9 protein-coding genes are annotated in these 15,780 nt (G+C 70.5%); 4 read left to right on the top strand and 5 right to left on the bottom strand.

The features are described from left to right. Nucleotides 1–310: 310 nt before the first annotated feature. On the top strand, nucleotides 311–844 hold the full coding sequence (locus tag GD880_RS11580) for a hypothetical protein (RefSeq protein WP_152231772.1): 534 nt from the start codon (nucleotides 311–313) through the stop codon (nucleotides 842–844). A 15-nt stretch (nucleotides 845–859) separates the two neighbouring features. On the opposite strand, the gene GD880_RS11575 is transcribed toward GD880_RS11580, so the two are convergent. The 3 genes from GD880_RS11575 to GD880_RS11565 form a co-directional block, all read right to left on the bottom strand. Continuing rightward, complete coding sequence (locus GD880_RS11575) at nucleotides 860–1,177, bottom strand: SOS response-associated peptidase (protein WP_264372280.1); 318 nt, start codon at nucleotides 1,175–1,177, stop codon at nucleotides 860–862. 509 nt (nucleotides 1,178–1,686) lie between these two features. Next, nucleotides 1,687–2,154: a hypothetical protein gene (locus tag GD880_RS11570; RefSeq protein ID WP_152231770.1), complete on the bottom strand. Its 468-nt coding sequence runs from the start codon at nucleotides 2,152–2,154 to the stop codon at nucleotides 1,687–1,689. Between the two features lie 99 nt (nucleotides 2,155–2,253). Beyond that, nucleotides 2,254–2,877, bottom strand: coding sequence for a hypothetical protein (locus tag GD880_RS11565; RefSeq protein ID WP_152231769.1), 624 nt, complete (start codon nucleotides 2,875–2,877; stop codon nucleotides 2,254–2,256). A 1,321-nt stretch (nucleotides 2,878–4,198) separates the two neighbouring features. On the opposite strand from GD880_RS11565, the gene mobF reads away from it, so the two are divergent. Continuing rightward, complete coding sequence (gene mobF / locus GD880_RS11560; protein ID WP_193314464.1) at nucleotides 4,199–7,633, top strand: MobF family relaxase; 3,435 nt, start codon at nucleotides 4,199–4,201, stop codon at nucleotides 7,631–7,633. Nucleotides 7,634–7,761: 128 nt separating this feature from the next. On the opposite strand, the gene GD880_RS11555 is transcribed toward mobF, so the two are convergent. Together GD880_RS11555 and GD880_RS11550 are read right to left on the bottom strand one after the other, a co-directional pair. Further along, entirely contained in the window at nucleotides 7,762–10,326 is a 2,565-nt protein-coding gene (locus GD880_RS11555; protein ID WP_226909590.1) for a S8 family peptidase, read from the bottom strand. Beyond that, the gene (locus GD880_RS11550; RefSeq protein WP_152231767.1) at nucleotides 10,316–11,284 is read right to left on the bottom strand and encodes an AAA family ATPase; all 969 of its coding nucleotides are present in this window, start codon (nucleotides 11,282–11,284) and stop codon (nucleotides 10,316–10,318) included. Before GD880_RS11550 ends, GD880_RS11555 begins: the two co-directional genes overlap by 11 nt. Nucleotides 11,285–12,274: 990 nt before the next feature. On the opposite strand from GD880_RS11550, the gene GD880_RS11545 reads away from it, so the two are divergent. Together GD880_RS11545 and GD880_RS11540 are read left to right on the top strand one after the other, a co-directional pair. After that, a complete protein-coding gene (locus tag GD880_RS11545; RefSeq protein WP_226909592.1) occupies nucleotides 12,275–13,114 on the top strand; it encodes an ABC transporter ATP-binding protein in 840 nt (279 codons plus the stop codon). After that, nucleotides 13,114–15,714 carry an ABC transporter permease gene (locus GD880_RS11540; RefSeq protein WP_152231765.1) on the top strand — a complete coding sequence of 867 codons (2,601 nt, stop codon included), beginning with the start codon at nucleotides 13,114–13,116 and terminating at the stop codon, nucleotides 15,712–15,714. Before GD880_RS11545 ends, GD880_RS11540 begins: the two co-directional genes overlap by 1 nt. The last annotated feature ends 66 nt before the right edge of the window (nucleotides 15,715–15,780 follow it).

The following is a 15,780-nucleotide window of genomic DNA, read 5'->3' as shown; positions in this document are numbered from 1 at the left end:
AGGTAGCGTCGGGCACGTCGAGGTCTTTCAGATGGCTGGCGTAGGAACCTCCATCTTCGGAAGACCTCGACCTCTATCCGGCCAACGACGCGCCCACCCCCGCTACACCCTCAACTGCGAAGAGCCACATTAAGATTGCAACTGGGGTTCGAGGCTGATCCCCTAATCCCGAGGAGCGGTGATGAGAAAGTCCCTTCCAAGCGCGGTAGCGCTGTGCGCACTCCTACTCACCGGCTGCGGAGCCGCCCAAGCGGACCGGCCGGACACGGCATCCACGTCCGCCCCGTCCGTAGGGCCCACGACATCCTCGATGACCGACACCACTACGACCGACCCGGTCGCCGCCAGCGAGGCTGCCGTCCCCACTGCGGCACCGCCCGAGTACCCCACACGGACGAGCGAGCCGCTGAGGGTGGAGGAGGCGGCGCCGTACAAGGCGCTCGTCCAGGGCAGCGGCTTCATCCCGATTCGCATCGAGCGCATCGATTCCGGCAGCACGTCGATGATCGACGGCTACTACGAGGACAAGACGACGGGGACTGGTCTCGCCTTCACCCTCCATCTCGGCGAGAAGGCGGCCGGGCAGATCAGGGCATGGGAGGAAGACGTCCCGCAGGGCGAGGTCCCCGGAGGCCCTGGCTACGACCCCGTCGAGGTCCGAGGTGGCACCGCGATGACGCGCGTCACCGAGTGGGCGGTCGACATGCGGGTGCGCTCCGACGACGGCTCCCACGTCGCCTATGTGACCGTGCAGGAGACCGGCCCCACCGGCTCTCTACCGCAGTCCAGCGTCGACTTCGTACGCGAGGTGTTCGTGCCGCAGCTACTCGGCGTCTCGGTGTGACCCCAAGCCAGTCAGCTAGAACTCGACCGGCTCGACGAGCTGCGGGCCGTTGTTCCGCACATTGCCGACCGTCTTGCCGACGGGGCGCGGGACCAGGTGCGGCTCAGGCATGGCGGCGACCATCCCGCGCACGTCCTTCGGGTCGGTGATGCCTGGGTTGAGCCAATCAGCGAGCATGTCGGGCCGGCACGATGACCGGAGATCGGTCGTGCACGTGCCCCAGGCGTCCGAGGCCGTGGTGGTCAGGACGGTGTTGGTCCAACGCCACTTCTCCGGGTGGTCGTCCGGCAGCTCGGGGTCCTTCCACCACCCGTACAGGCCGCCGAACGCCAACGGCGCGCCGTCCTCGTCATGCAGGTAGTACGGCTGCTTCGTCTTTGCCGGCCTCGTCGAGCTGCTGCCACTCGTGGTACCCGTCCGCCGGCTTATCCGGTGTGGATGCAGGACTGTCATCAGTGTCGGCGACGGTCGTTCTCGGATGCTGCCCGCATGTGTTGCCGACATGGCTATCTGACCGCTGTCACCAACAGGTGGGGGTCTGAGATGAGTGCGGCCACGTGCACTGGCTCGTGCTACTGGATAGCCGTGCTCCGACGGCGCCGGGGACCAGGACGACTTCGATCACGAGCATCCACCACGTCAGGGCCATCACCGCACCGCTCAGGTCAATCCCCCAGCCGCCGGTGGAGCCACGAGGTCCAGGGCCCTCGCGGAATGTCACAGGCAGGCGATAGGCGAGCGCAAGCAGGGTGAGGGCCACCCTGGGCAGGGCCGTGATGACCGTGATGACCGTGATGACCGTGACCAAGGCATACCCGAAGGGCGCCTTGGGCTGGTGTCAGTCATCCGCCGGTGAATACGTTGATCGCCAGAGGGACGCCGAGGTCGTCACAGGCGGCTCCGAGGACTTCCTCGGCGGCGTACCACTCCGTTGACCGAACCCCGGCCGGGTCCTCACCTGCACCCGATGGGATGGCGGGGGCAACGTCCTGCAGGTCTGCGATCGCGTCGCGGACGGCGCCCCCGCCGCTCGAGGGCAGCCGGTCGAGCACGCGTGTGGCCAGTTGATACCAGCCCTCGTGTTCCTGTTCTGCCATCCGACCATCATCAAGGCCCAGGTCCGCGTTCTCCAGGATCGTCAGTACGTCGCCGTAAGCGGTGCAGATAGCGGCATCGTCGATCGGCTCATCCGCCGGTGGATCGGCCGTCACGAGCTCCTCGGATGGAGTGGCGGGCTGTGTTGCCGCGCTTTCCACTGCTTGAGCGTCCTCGTCCGTACTGCACCCGCTGATGACTGCGGTCAGGAGCACCGCTGTCGAGATCCCTGCCCACTGCCTTGCCCGCATCTGCGCGTGCTCCCTGTTCTAGACAACTGATGTGTGAGGCTATCGGCCCTGCTGATCGTGCTGTTAGTTATCCAGTTCTTCGTACTCCCGGGCCACTTCGTCCCAGGTCACGATCTTGGTGTCACCGAAGAGCACCGCGTCATGACACTCGCCGTCGTCGTTGACGGCTTGCGCGGTACGTCCAGGAACGTCGACCACGAGCGTCCAGCAGACGGCCAGCGACTGCGACGCCGACGCGTGCGTAGCGGTGGCCCGACCATCACCGACCGTCGTGACAGCTAAGACGGCTCTGTCCCCGGTGCGGGTGCCGGAGGTGTACCACGTGTTACTTCCGGTCGGCTTGAAGTTCATCCCGGCGATTTCGTCGTCGGTCTTGTTGAGGATGAGCGGACTCCCGCATCCCTCGCCCGCTAAACGCGAGACGTACGCGAAGAAGTCCTCGTCGTCCCGGTAGTCAGCGAGGTACTCGTTGAAGCACTCGACGGACCTCTCATGCAGACCAACGACGCGCCTGATCGCGTTCTCCCGCGCGGTCGACTCGACGTGCTGTATCGCACAACCACCTGCGGCGAGCGCGCAGCGGTAGCAATAGGTGGGTGACCCGTCCCGTTCGCTGTCCGTGCATTCGTTACCGCTCGGAAGCCAGCGCCAAAGTAGGCCCCTGGATCCACTCTGCGCTGCACTCACCCATGCCCAGATCGCCCTGATCCGAAGCCACCCACTTTCGACGAGGTTCGCCGATGAAAGCCCCCCTGGCCGGTGTATCGGCGGCACGGTCGGAACTGGCGTTCATGCAGCAAGGTTAGCGACTAGAGGGCCGAACTGTCAGGTCGCTTGTGAAACTCGGCCTCGCGCATTCAATTGATCAGGCCGGCGGATTGAGACGGCCGGATGCAGCGGCCGGTGCTAGCAACACGCCGCAGCACCTTCACGTGTTGATCCATCACCAAGTCCACCTCAACCTACTGTCAGGAACCTGTGGGCTCAAAGAGGCACGTGGAAGGGCTGAACGGTACCTTGAATGTCAAGGAGAGCGGATTCGGGATACGGGGCCCGTCTCAGAACTGATCGTTTGCGGAACGTGTGCGGCGCACCAGCCGTTGGCCGAGCCCGCCGTCAATGCGATTGAGTGTCGCGGAAAGTGACCTGGAACGGCATCGCGAGCTACGGCTACGACGACCGCCTAGATGTCATTTCGCCGTCGCCGTCCATCCGGCGCCGGTTGGGGCGCGCTCTCCAAGCTCCGCGCTACAGATAAGCCGGCACGATGCACCGACGCTTCGCGGCCGCGGCCTTGAACGACGGCTTCTCGGTGATGCTCTCCCACCGTGGTCGGCAACCACGGCCGGAACGGCAACGCTGATGCTGCCGGCCACAGCGCCGTGGCGCGGCCCGGGGCCCGTACCGGCTGCGGGCGGTGGACCGGTGAGGCGCCGTCGACCTCCGGCCCCGCCTGACCTGCTGGCCCTGCCTGACCTCACCGGCATGGACGGCCACGACATCTTCGCTCCGCTGCGCGACTAAGCCGACGCCCACGAGGAGGGCTCCGACGCCTGGGTCGCCGCCACGACCGCTGTGGCAGAGATCGAGGCGTTCGAGATTGAGGCAACGACCGCGACGGCCAGGCTCAGCGACCTCGTCAGGCAACTGACGGGGGGCGTGACGGCCGGCCCTCCTCAGCAAAGCCTGGCGCTCACCAACCCCCGCGGACCTCAGACAAACCGTTTGAGGTCCGCGGGGGTCGTGCCCCCCACAAGTGCTCGACACCGCCACGCCGACCGAAACTCCCGGGCTGAGACCACAGAGTCGAGACGGAGGCCGCTTCCGGTGTGATGTTCCACGATCGCCCCCACGCCGCCCGAAGTCGATCTTGACCGCACCCTTCCATGACGTCCAAGCCGCTCGCCTCCCGAACTCCGGTGAGACCCCGCGCCCGCTCTCCCCGCCACTTCTGAATGGACGTATGCTACCTTCGGTAGTTGCAAGTACACGCGACGAAGGGGTCGGCGTGCGCGGCGGAGTGATCCTGTTCCGAGGGACGGGGACTGCCGCGCGTCGCTACCTCGAGGCGGACCGCTCGCGGGCGGACGAGTACTACCTGGACGCCGGCGCCGCACGGGCCGAGCTATCCGTGGTCGACGACACCGGGATGGCGGCGGTCGATCGCCCGCTGACACCCGTCGAGTACGCGGGCTGGGTCGACTGGCTCGACCCGATCAGCGGGGAGCCGATGGGCAGGGCCCGCCAGGCCGGCGGCGGCCGGCAAGGGTCCCCGCGGTTCGCGGAGATGGTGGTCAACACGCCGAAGTCGCTGTCGATCGCCGCGGCGCTGCATCCCGACGTCTCGGCGGCGCTGGATGCCGCGCAGCGCGACGCCGTGCAGGTGATCCGCGACTGGCTCGGACAGCACTCGGTCACCCGCATCGGCCCGCGCGGGCGGCAGGAGGTCGTGCCGGTCGAGCGGCTGCAGACGGTAGCCATCTCGCACCGGACCTCCCGCGCCGGTGACCCGCACCAGCACATCCACCTGCAGATCGGCACCCGGGTGTGGGCCCGTGGCGCGTGGCGCGGGCTGGACACCGCGGCGCTGTTCCGGCAGCAAGGGGCGATCCGGGCGCTGGGCACCGCGGTGCTGGCGGCCCACCCGCAGCTGGCCGCGGTGCTCGACGCCCACGGCCTGACGCTCGATCCGGTCTCCGGCGAGGTGGCGGAGCTGGAGCCGTTCAACGCGGTGATGAGCAAGCGCGCCGGCCAGGTCGCGCGCAACCTCGCGGTGTTCACGGCGCAGTGGGAGGCCGCCCACCCCGGCCGGGAGCCGGGCCCGGGGGTCAGCGCCCGGTTGCAGGCGATCGCCTGGGATCACCAGCGCCCGAGCAAGAGGCCGTCACGGCTCGGCAGCGAGGCCGGCTGGCGGCGCGAGCTGGACGAGGCCGGCTACACCGCGGACCTCCCACGCGTGCCCTGCCGCCCACCGCGCGAGCTGGACGAGCTGCGGGTGCAGCAGGTCGCGAACCGCGCGCTGGACCGGTGCGCGGCCGCGGCGTCGACGTGGACCCGGCACACCGTCCAGGAGCACGTCACCCGCCTCATCACCGAGGCCGGGGTGCGCGCCACCCCGCAGGCGCTGGTCGAGCTGATCACGATCACCACCCGGCTCGCCGTTGAGGACTGCCTGTCGGTGCTGCCGCCCGGCGCCGCGGCCCCGGACCACGTCGCGCACCTGACGAGCCTCCGCGTGATCGCCGTCGAGACGCGCCTGCGGGACCTGTTGGCCGCCCGCACCACCGCCGACGCACCCCCGACGCCCGACATGATTCGGGTGGCGCACGAGCACGGGCTGGACGCGGAGCAGGCACGCGCGGCCGCCGCCGTCTCCTCCGACGCTGCGCTGGTGGTGGTGGAGGGCGCGGCCGGGGCGGGCAAGACCACCATGCTCGGCGCCGCGATCCGCGCCGCCGCCGAGCAGGGCCGTCCGACCCGCATCGTGACGCCGACGAAGAAGGCCGCCCAGGTCGCCGCGCAGGAGCTCGGCGTCCCGGCCGACAGCGTGGCCAAGCTCGTGCACGCCCACGGGTGGCGGTGGAACGCCGACGACGTCTGGACCCGGCTCCGGGTCGGCGAGGTCGACCCCGAGACCGGCGGCACCTACAGCGGCCCACCACCGGCCGCGCGGCTGCGGCGGGGCGAGCGGATCGTGGTCGACGAGGCCGGGATGCTCGACCAGGACACCGCCCTGGCCCTGCTGACCATCGCCGACGAGGCCGGCGCGACCCTCGCCCTGGTCGGCGACCGCGCCCAGCTGCCCGCCGTCGGCCGCGGCGGCGTGCTCGACATCGCCGCCCAGCTCGCCGACACGACCTACGACATGGCCACCGTGCACCGCTTCACCGACCCCGCCTACGCCGACCTCACGGTGCGGATGCGCGCCGGCGAACACCCCGCGGAGCTGTTCGACCACCTGCACGCGCTCGGCCTGGTCCAGATGCACGAGAGCACCAAGGACCTGCACGAGACGATCGCCGCCACCGCGCAGGACGGCGAGGCGATCACGACCGCAACGAACGAGGAGGCCCGCGAGCTCAACACGCACATCCGCGTGGCGCGGGTGCGACAGGGCCTCGTCGACGACGACCGGACCACGGTCGGGTCCGACGGGCTGCCCATCGGCACCGGGGACGTGATCCAGACCCGCCGCAACGACAGCGTCCTGAGGGTCGCCAACCGACAGACCTGGACCGTGACCCGCGTCGAGGACGACGGCACGGCCTGGGTGACCGAGCAAGGGAGCGGGCGCCGGCACCCGCCCGCCGTGCGGCTACCGGCGGAGTATCTGGCCGAGCACGCCCACCTGGCCTACGCCGCCACCGCCTACGGGGTGCAGGGCGCGACCGCGAACGCGGCGCACACGGTCCTCTCCGACGCCCTCGACGCCGCCGGGATCTACGTCGGCATGACGCGCGGCCGCTGCCAGAACCTCCTCCACCTCGTCGCGACGGACCTGGACGACGCCCGGCAGCAGTACGCCGCCGCCCTCGAGCGCGACCGCGCCGACCGCGGCCTCACCGAGGCGACCCGCGCCGCGCAGGCCGTCGTCAGCGGCCTGGTCCCGGACGGCCGGCTCGCGTGGGTGAACGCCGAACGGAGCCGCCTGCGCGAGTGGATCGCGACCGCCGACCGTCAGACGGCCCGGTGGGAGCGCGTCGCGGCCGCCCTCGCCCGCCAGACCGCCGTCCACCACACCGAGTACGCACGGCAAAGCCAGCTCGTCGCCGCCGCCGACGCCCACGCCTCCGAGGTCCGGTACGAGGTAGCCGCACCACTGATCGCCCAGGCCACCGCCGACGCCACCGACTACCAGACCACCCAACAGCGCATGTGGCATGCGAGCCGCCGCCTCCAGGGCTCGGGCCGGTTCGGGCGGCGGGCCGCCGCCCGAACTACGCGGGAGGCCGACCAAGCACACCAGGACGCCGAGGACGCGATACGGCGACGCTGGGGTGCCGTGCCGCCCCCGATGGCGGACACCCGCTCGTGGGCCGAGGCCATCGCCGGGCGGCGAGCCGACGCCCACCCCCGGGTCGTCCAAGCGCGCCAGGACGCCGCACACGCGCACGGGCAGCTACAGGACCTCTCCGCCCGCCACGCGGACGCACGGACCGCACTCTGGCGCGGCATCGGCGACGGCCAGCCACCGAACACCGTCAACGCCCGCGCCCTCCAGTGGCGTCGCCGCGCGGACGAAGCACGCCGCCTACTCGCCGCAACCGACGCCCTCCCCGTCACCGAGGCCGCGCAACTCCTCCTCCAGAACGCCAGACCCTGCGCTCCCGGGCGGATGGCCGGAGCCACGCAGAAGGCACGAGCGCTCGAAGCCCACGGCCAGACATCGCCGCCTCCCGCGCGTCGGCTGGGCCCGCGCCGCGACCTCGGCCAGAGCCTATAGCCACGACTCATATGCCAACGACATACGTCTGCGGTCGTGCCGCGATGTGGTCTAAGGCCCAACGACGAGTCCCGTGGGAACAGGTCTTGCCGTCTGCGTTCGTTTGAGAGGGCTGGCTCACACGCCGTTCAGTCCGTCAAGATCTCATTGACGATCGGTATCCGCAGTTCGTTGGCGATGGGTGTGTAGAGATCCACATCCTGCCCTCTCGTGGCCAGGGACACCAACAGGGCATATCGCACCGGCCGGTCGAGTCGGTCCTTGCGACCGTTCCGTTTCCACCAACCGCCCACCGGGTACACCGCAATCGCACTGCTGGAAGCGAGTTCCTGGCCCGAGCCCTCCCAGATATCCTGGTGCAGCGATCCGACGTGGCGCTGCGTGCTCCCGACGAGCCACCGCTCGGAGCCGCTAGATCGCGGCGCGATTCCGGCCTCGTCATCGGAGGCGGCTCGTCCAACGCGGCGCACGAACTCCCCCATCGACTCGGTCGGCGTCTGGATGTCGAACCGCAGTCCGTGAGAGGCATACGAGTACCGCTGCCGCCAGCCGCGTCGCGATGGCGACGGCTCGACGAAGTAGGACAATGTCACCCGCAGTCTCACATCTCCCGCACCGATCGCAGCGAGAACCTCCGTCGGCCAGGGCAGCGCGTGCAGCCTGAAGCGCCGCATTGCGTACTCCGGTCCCTCGAACGGCACGAATTCGTCCTGGGTCACCAGCGTGACGGCCTGCCGGCTCGACGACAGCACAGACGCCTCGGTCGGCACGCCCCAGCCGTAGCGGCGCAGTATGAGGAATCTCGCCTTCCTGCCCGCCTGGTGCTTCTGGTCGATGGCGGCCCGCATAGTTGGTGTCCACTCCGCGGCGTGCGTTAGAAGACCGCGGATCGTCTCGGGCCAGTAGTGCGGGTAGCGCTGCATTGCCAGTGCGGCAAGACGTGCCGCCTGGGCGCTGGCCGCGCTCGTTGCGCTGGCGTGCGTCACCGCAAGGTCGTTCCGGTGCCCGGTGGTGCGCAGCGAAAGTGCTGCGTGTCCTGGCTCGAACATCGACGTCCCGTCCGTCAGGACGTTGCCGCCTTCCATGCAGATGTCGGGCTTCAGCGGCCACTTCGTTCCGTACAACAGCGAGGTCCGACTGTGCGGCGACAGCTCGCCGGCCGGTGCGACAGCCCTCCATCCCTGGTAATCCGGATGGCTAGAAGTCTGCACAAGGTCGGTGTGTGCGCCGACCGTCAGAGCATTCCAGGCCTGCCCAGGGTCGTCGATGATCGACGTATCCGACTCTCCGAGGTGGTCGGCGACGTAATTCTGGACATTGCCGGCCGACACCACGATAAGGCGCGCCGCTTTGGGGTCTGGTTGTGACAGCAGGCGTAGCTGCGCGCCGTCCCGCACCACGTCGGTTCCCACCGCCAGAGCGTCGACTGTGGCCGACCACAGAGTCGGCTGGCCGGGTAGATCCGGCTCGGTGGATACCGGCATGCAGAAGACGCGCGGCCGCTGAAAAGTTGCCTCCGGCAGGGTGACGCCTTGCACGGTGACGGTGCCGTAGTCGCGCGGGGCGGTCTCCGGCTCGTCCGTTTTGGGCAGTATTCGCACGGATTCCAGGCGGTGGGACAGGGCGACCGGCTCGGTTCCGATCAGCACTCCGTCGAGCGGTCCGAACAGTGCCAGCCCCGCCATCTTGGTACCGTGCCCCTGAACGTCGAAGCCTGACTGGCCAATAACATCATGTACGTCAGAGGGGTCGAGCGAGGCGGTCAGGAGGCGGTGGCTACGCGCCACGCCGGTGTCCAGATGGCAAACGGCCGGGGCGTCCGCTGGTGCCGGGACGATGCGCGCGGCCAGGTCGTCCACGTACTCGTCTTGCTCGCTGATCGACAGGTCTTCGATCGTGTCGATGAAGGCCGGCCGACGTACTTCTGCGAGCGGGATGGAAGTGAACGGAAGGATTTCCAGGTCAGCCCAGGTCGCGTTGATCCACACTATGAGGCGGTCGCCGAGGGCCAAGGTCTCCTCGCGCAGGGGCAGTGAGTACACCGCTGCGAAGGCACGCAACTGGGTCAGCGCGCTGTCGGCTCGTTGGAGCCACAGCTCCCACCATGCCCTTCCTGAGGTCTGCGGTTCGCCTTCAGATTGCCACAGGTCGTGCAGCACGGTCGAACGGATCGTGGCGATGTTCGCTACCAGTTCCCGATTCGCCGGGTTCCCCGAGCGAGTCTCCCTGCCCTCCGAGTCGGACTGCTTTCCCCGCTTGTCATCATCGAGGTAGTCCTCGAAGCGCTTGAGGAACTTCTCTCGATAGGCATCGGCAACCCAGACCACGGCCCGTTCGGGCGTCCCGTTGGTTGCGGGCTGGACCGACATCAGGAGCCATTCGGGGAGCTTCGGAGTCTTGCGGTGGCTGCTCCAATGCTCGAGCGAGTCGACCTTCAGTGGATATACCCCTTTGGCCCCCTCGAGGGTGATGAAGGTCCCCAGCGCCCGCAGTTCGTCGGTCGAAAACAGCGCGCGCCGCTCGTCGTCCGGTTCCAGAGCCGCGCGGGCTTCGTCGAGAATCGTCTGGCCGTGAACGCGGCGCTCGACCGGTCGAATCTTCGGGTTGCCACCGCCGGTTCTGTTGAACTCAGCATTGTCGACGCGGTCGAGGACGAGGAGGTGGGGAAGACCGTCTGCGGGCTCAGGCAACACTGGCCGCCTTGCGCGCGTCCAGTGCTGTCACGATGTCCTCGACACTGACCGCCGCGTCGCCGCGCATGAGGGCGGTCTTGGCCGCAGTCTCGGCAGACTTCACCAGGTCGGCGTGGCTCAATCCCTCGACGTGACGCCGGACCGTGCGCCAGTCGATCCCGCGGGCGAGCGATCCGAGCCGAGTTCGAATCACCACGCCCGCCTGGCGGGCGTCCGGCAGTTCGTAGGTCAGCACGACATCGAATCGGCGGAATAGGGCGCGGTCCAGGATCGTGCGGTGGTTGGTCGCTGCGATGACCAGGCTCTCCGGGCTCGACTGCTCTAGGAACACGAGGAAGGAGTTGAGAATGCGACGCGCCTCGCCGACGTCGTTGCCCGACCTGTCAGCACCAAGCGCGTCGAACTCGTCGAACAGGTAGACGCCGCGGCGGCTGGCGACCTCGTCGAACACCAGCCGAAGCTTCGACGCGGTCTCGCCCATGTACCTACTCATGAGCGCGTCCAGACGCACCGTGAACAGCGGCAGGGAAAGCTCGTGGGCGAGAACTGATGCCGTCATGGTCTTGCCGGTTCCCGGGGGTCCTTCCAGCAGGAGCCGATGCGCCGGGCTGAAGCCATGCTCGAGAAGCGCGCGGCGCTGACGCTGCTCGGACAGAACCTGCTTGATCTGCGCCGACATGGGTGCGGCGATGACAAGATCGCGCAACGAGACTTCGGGATTTGATGCAGTCAGCAGCTCGGCAAGGTCGCCACGCGGTAGGGCGAGCCGTGTGACGTTCGACGGCGGTATTGCACTTCGCGACGCCTCGACGGCCTTCTTGATGTCGTCTGCGAGGCGGTTGTGACCGAGCCGGGCTTCACGGGCCGCCACCTGCAGAGCGACCGAATAGAAGGCGGAGTCGTCGCCCGCCGCGTGGGTGCGCACGAGCGCCCTGATGTGCTCGCCTGACCCAGCCATCGCTGCCCCTCCATGTCGTCGTCGCCGTCATCATCGCAGCAGACCCCGCCACACGGGCAGCCGACTCGACGCCGAGACCGGCTGCAAGCCCGAGCTGCCACTCCAGTGTCCCGGGCGGCGCCGTCCGGGGCCCGACCCACAGCTCGGTTCTCCTGCCGCGTCATGTTACGCCGAAGCCAGCATGCCCTAATCCAAGAGGTCGACCCGCCGCAACCCACCTCCGGCCACATCGGTGTCCGCGAGTCCGCCTCCTACGGCGAGTTCACAATGCCCGCAACGGCCTCAGAGCGCTCACCCCGAAATCACCTCGAGGGAGGACCGGACGGTCCAGCAGGCACCCCTCGGTCTCGTGGGACCAGGGGAAACACCCCACACGGCACGTTCACCACGAACCGCAGAGAGCCACGTTGTGATCGACTCTCGGGCGACCGGAGGCGCGGGTCGTCGTGTGCCATATTTGTGCCATATAAATCGCGAGAAGCAACTGCAACTAACTGACACTCACCACCAGGAACCGCGTGATTCTGCGGATCCCACGCATACATACGGTACCGAAAAGCGCCTGAGCGAACTGAAAATCGAAAGGTCACCGGATCGACACCGGTCGGAGCCACCGCCGCGAGGCCCCGCACTCCCGAGTGCGGGGCCTCGCTGGTTTCAGGGCGTCGAGCCCGCTCCTTCCTCCCATGGGCCCGCCGGCCCGGCGTGAGCGAGAATCGCGGCATGGGCAGGCACCGCGGCGCCGAGCCGCACGAGCAGCGCAGGCCACGCGGGCGCGTGCGCGCCGGCGCCGTGGACCAGGTCGAACCGAAGACGGTGGACGACGGCGGGTCGTCGGGTGACGGCGACGCGGCCGGCGTCGGCGACGCGGCGGCCGCGGCCGGCGCCGCTCCCGGCGACGGGGCGACGTCCCCCACGACGGCCCCGCCCCACCCCGACGGCAGCGGCCACGGCGCCGCCCGCACCGCACCGCGCACCGGGCCGACGCCCGTGCACACCCCCGCGCAGCCCGGCCCGGACGCCATCGCCTCCGCCCGGGCGCTGACGAAGGTCTACGGCGCCGGCGAGACCCAGGTGCGGGCGCTGGACGGCGTCGACGTCGACCTGGCCCGCGGCTCGCTCACCGCCGTCATGGGCCCGTCCGGCTCGGGCAAGTCCACCCTCATGCACTGCCTGGCCGGCCTGGACTCCCCCACCTCCGGCTCCGTCGTCGTCGACGGGGTAGAGATCTCCCGGATGAGCCAGCGGCAGCTGACCAAGCTGCGGCGCACCCGCATCGGGTTCGTCTTCCAGGCCTACAACCTCGTGCCCACCCTCACCGCGGCCGAGAACATCCGCCTGCCGCTGGACATCGCCCGCAGGCCGGTGGACAAGGCGCGCTTCGACGCCGTCGTGCGCGCCGTGGGGCTGGAGGACCGGCTGCACCACCGGCCCTCGGAGCTCTCCGGCGGCCAGCAGCAGCGCGTGGCCTGCGCCCGGGCGCTCATCGCCGAGCCGTCGGTGGTCTTCGCCGACGAGCCCACCGGCAACCTGGACTCCCGCTCGGCCGCCGAGGTGCTCGGCTTCCTGCGCCGCAGCGTCGACGAGCTGGGCCACTCGGTGGTCATGGTCACGCACGAGCCCTCGGCGGCGGCGTACGCCCACCGGGTGCTCTTCCTCGCCGACGGGCGGCTGGAGGCCGAGCTGCTCCATCCCGACGAGGCCGGCATCCTCGCGGCCATCGGCGAGCTCAGCGCCGCCCGCGAGCGCCGCCAGGCCGGCTCCACCGGCACCACCGGCGCCGCGGGCACCGCCGTCATCACCCCGGCCGACGGCGACGGGGCCCGCTGATGTTGCGCGTGGCCCTGCGCGAGGTGCGCAACCACCTCGGCCGCTTCCTGCTCAGCGTCCTGGCCGTCACGCTTGGCATCGCGTTCGTCACCGGCACGTTCTCGCTGCGCGCGATGCTGGCCGACACCTTCGGCTCGATCATCGCCTCCACCACGCAGGGCGACCTGTATCTGCGCGGCAAGGCCCCGGCGGCCGGGCAGGGCGCCGGCCAGGCCGCCGGCGGCGAGGAGAACCGGGGCGGCGCCGCGGGCGGCGGCGGACCGGGCGGCACCCTCACCGCCGAGCGCACCCCGATCCCGGCGAGCCTCGCCGACGACGTCGCGAAGGTCGACGGCGTGCGCCAGGCGGTCGCGGACATGATCGGTCCCGCCGTCCTCATCGGCGCCGACGGCCAGGCCGTGGTCAACGGGCAGGCGCCCTCGATCGGCAGCACGCTGCGCGACCAGGACCCCTCGGGCCGGCTGCTGGCCGGGCGTGCCCCGCACGGCCCGGGCGAGATCGCCCTGGAGACCACGGCGCTGAAGACCTCCGGCCTCAAGGTCGGCGACACCACCCAGGTGGTCGTCGGCAACGGCCCCCCGCGCCCGGTCACGGTCGTCGGCGAGGTCACCTACGGCAACCCGATGGTGGGCACCACCCTCGTGCTCGTGGACCCGGCCACCGGGCAGGCGGCCTTCGCGCCGCAGGGCGTGGTGCCCCAGGTGGCGATCTTCGCCGAGCCGGGCACCGACCTCACAGCACTCGAGGCGCGGGTGGCCAAGGTGGTGCCGGCCGACGTCGAGGTCGTCACCGGCGAGGAGATGCGCGCCGAGGCCACGAAGACGATCAACCAGCTGCTCGGCTTCCTCGGCACGTTCTTGCTCGTCTTCGCCCTGATCTCGCTGTTCGTGGGCGGCTTCATCATCGCCAACACCTTCGCGATGGCGGTGCGCCAGCGGCAGCGGGAGTTCGCCCTGCTGCGGGCGGTGGGCGCCTCCCCCGGACAGGTGCTCACCACGGTGCTGGGCCAGGCCGCCGTCGTCGGGGTGGTGGGCTCGGCGGCCGGCATCGCCGCCGGGATCGGGCTCGTCGCGGTGCTGCGGACGTGGCTGGCGGCCATGGACATGCAGCTCGCCGCGCACGTCGTCATCACCCCGGCCCAGGCGGGGGGCATCGTGGCCCTCGGCACCGGCATGTCCGTGCTCGCCGCGCTGGTCCCGGCCCGGCGCGCGGCCGGCACCCCGCCGGTGGAGGCCATGCGCGACGACGTCGTCGTGGTCGAGCGCTCGCTGCGGCTGCGGGCGGTGGTCGGCGTCGTGCTGCTCGCCGGCGGCATCGCCGCCGCGCTCGTCTCCGTGCGCCACGGCACGCAGCACGCGGGCACCTGGCTCGGCGTGGGGGCCGGGGCGGTGCTGCTCGGCACGCTCGCGGTCTCCCCCGTCATCGCCCGCGCCGTCATCGGCGTGCTCGCCGCCCCGTTCCTGGTCCTGGCCCGGCCCATGGGCCGGCTCGCGCGCGGGAACGTCACCCGCAGCCCGCGCCGGACGGCGAGCACCGCCGGGGCGCTGATGATCGGCATGGCCCTGGTCGGGGCCTGCGCGGTGCTGGCCGAGTCCGCCCAGGCCTCCACCGCCGCGATCGTGGCGACGGAGTCCCGCGCGGACTTCTGGGTCCAGTCCGCCACCCGCAACGTCCCGCCGCAGGTGGCCACCGACATCGCCGGGCTGGACGTCGTGGGGCGGGCCGACACCGTCACCGTCGGCCGCGCCACGGCGACCGGCCCGGACGGCACGGGCAGCTACCGGGTCTCCGGGCTGCCGGCCGACGCGTTCGGCCGCACCATCCGGGTGACGGTGGACTCCGGCTCGCTCGCCGGCCTGGCGGGCGGCGAGGTCGCCGTGCAGCGCACGTCCGCCGTCGAGCACGGCTGGCAGGTCGGGGACGTGCTCACCCTCCCGACGGCGGACGGGTCCCGCCAGGCGCGCGTGGGCGCCGTCGTCGAGTCCCAGCTGCTGGGCACGCCATTGGTGATGGACACGGGCCTGTTCCGGGAGGTGGTGCCGGCCGGGGAGACGACCGTGCTAGCGGTCCTCGTCGACGGCAAGCCGGGGGTGGCCCAGCCGACGCTGCGGGCCGCGCTGGACCGGGTGGCCAAGCCCTACGTGGTGCTCACCGTCCAGGACGCCGCCGAGCTGACCAGCGCCCTGGCGCAGCAGGTGGACCAGGCGATGGTCATCCTCTACGCCCTGCTCGGGCTCAGCGTCGTCATCGCGGTGCTGGGCATCGTCAACACCCTGGCGCTGGCGGTGGTCGAGCGCACCCGCGAGATCGGGCTCATGCGCGCGGTGGGGCTGGGCCGGGCCCAGCTGGCCGGGACGATCGTGCTGGAGTCCGTGCTCACCGCCGTCTTCGGCACCCTGCTGGGGGTCGCCGTCGGCGTCTCCCTGGCGTCCGCCCTGCCGACGGTGTTCGCCGACCAGGGGCTCACCCGCCTCGCGGTGCCGTGGGACCTGCTCGCCGTCATGGTGGTGGTCTCCGGCGTCGTCGGGGTGGTGGCCGCCCTGCTCCCGGCCGCGCGGGCGACGGCGCTGCCGGTGCTGCAGGCCGTCGCCGACGAGTGAGGGGAGCGCCGAGCGCTGCCCGTCCCCGCGACCAGGAGGCCATTCTGGTCGCAGCCAGAATGGCCT

The sequence above is a fragment of the Georgenia ruanii genome, from assembly GCF_009193175.1.
GTDB lineage: Bacteria > Actinomycetota > Actinomycetes > Actinomycetales > Actinomycetaceae > Georgenia > Georgenia ruanii.
The sequence above is the reverse complement of the archived record's forward strand: the minus strand, read 5'-3'. Positions and strand labels throughout refer to the sequence as shown.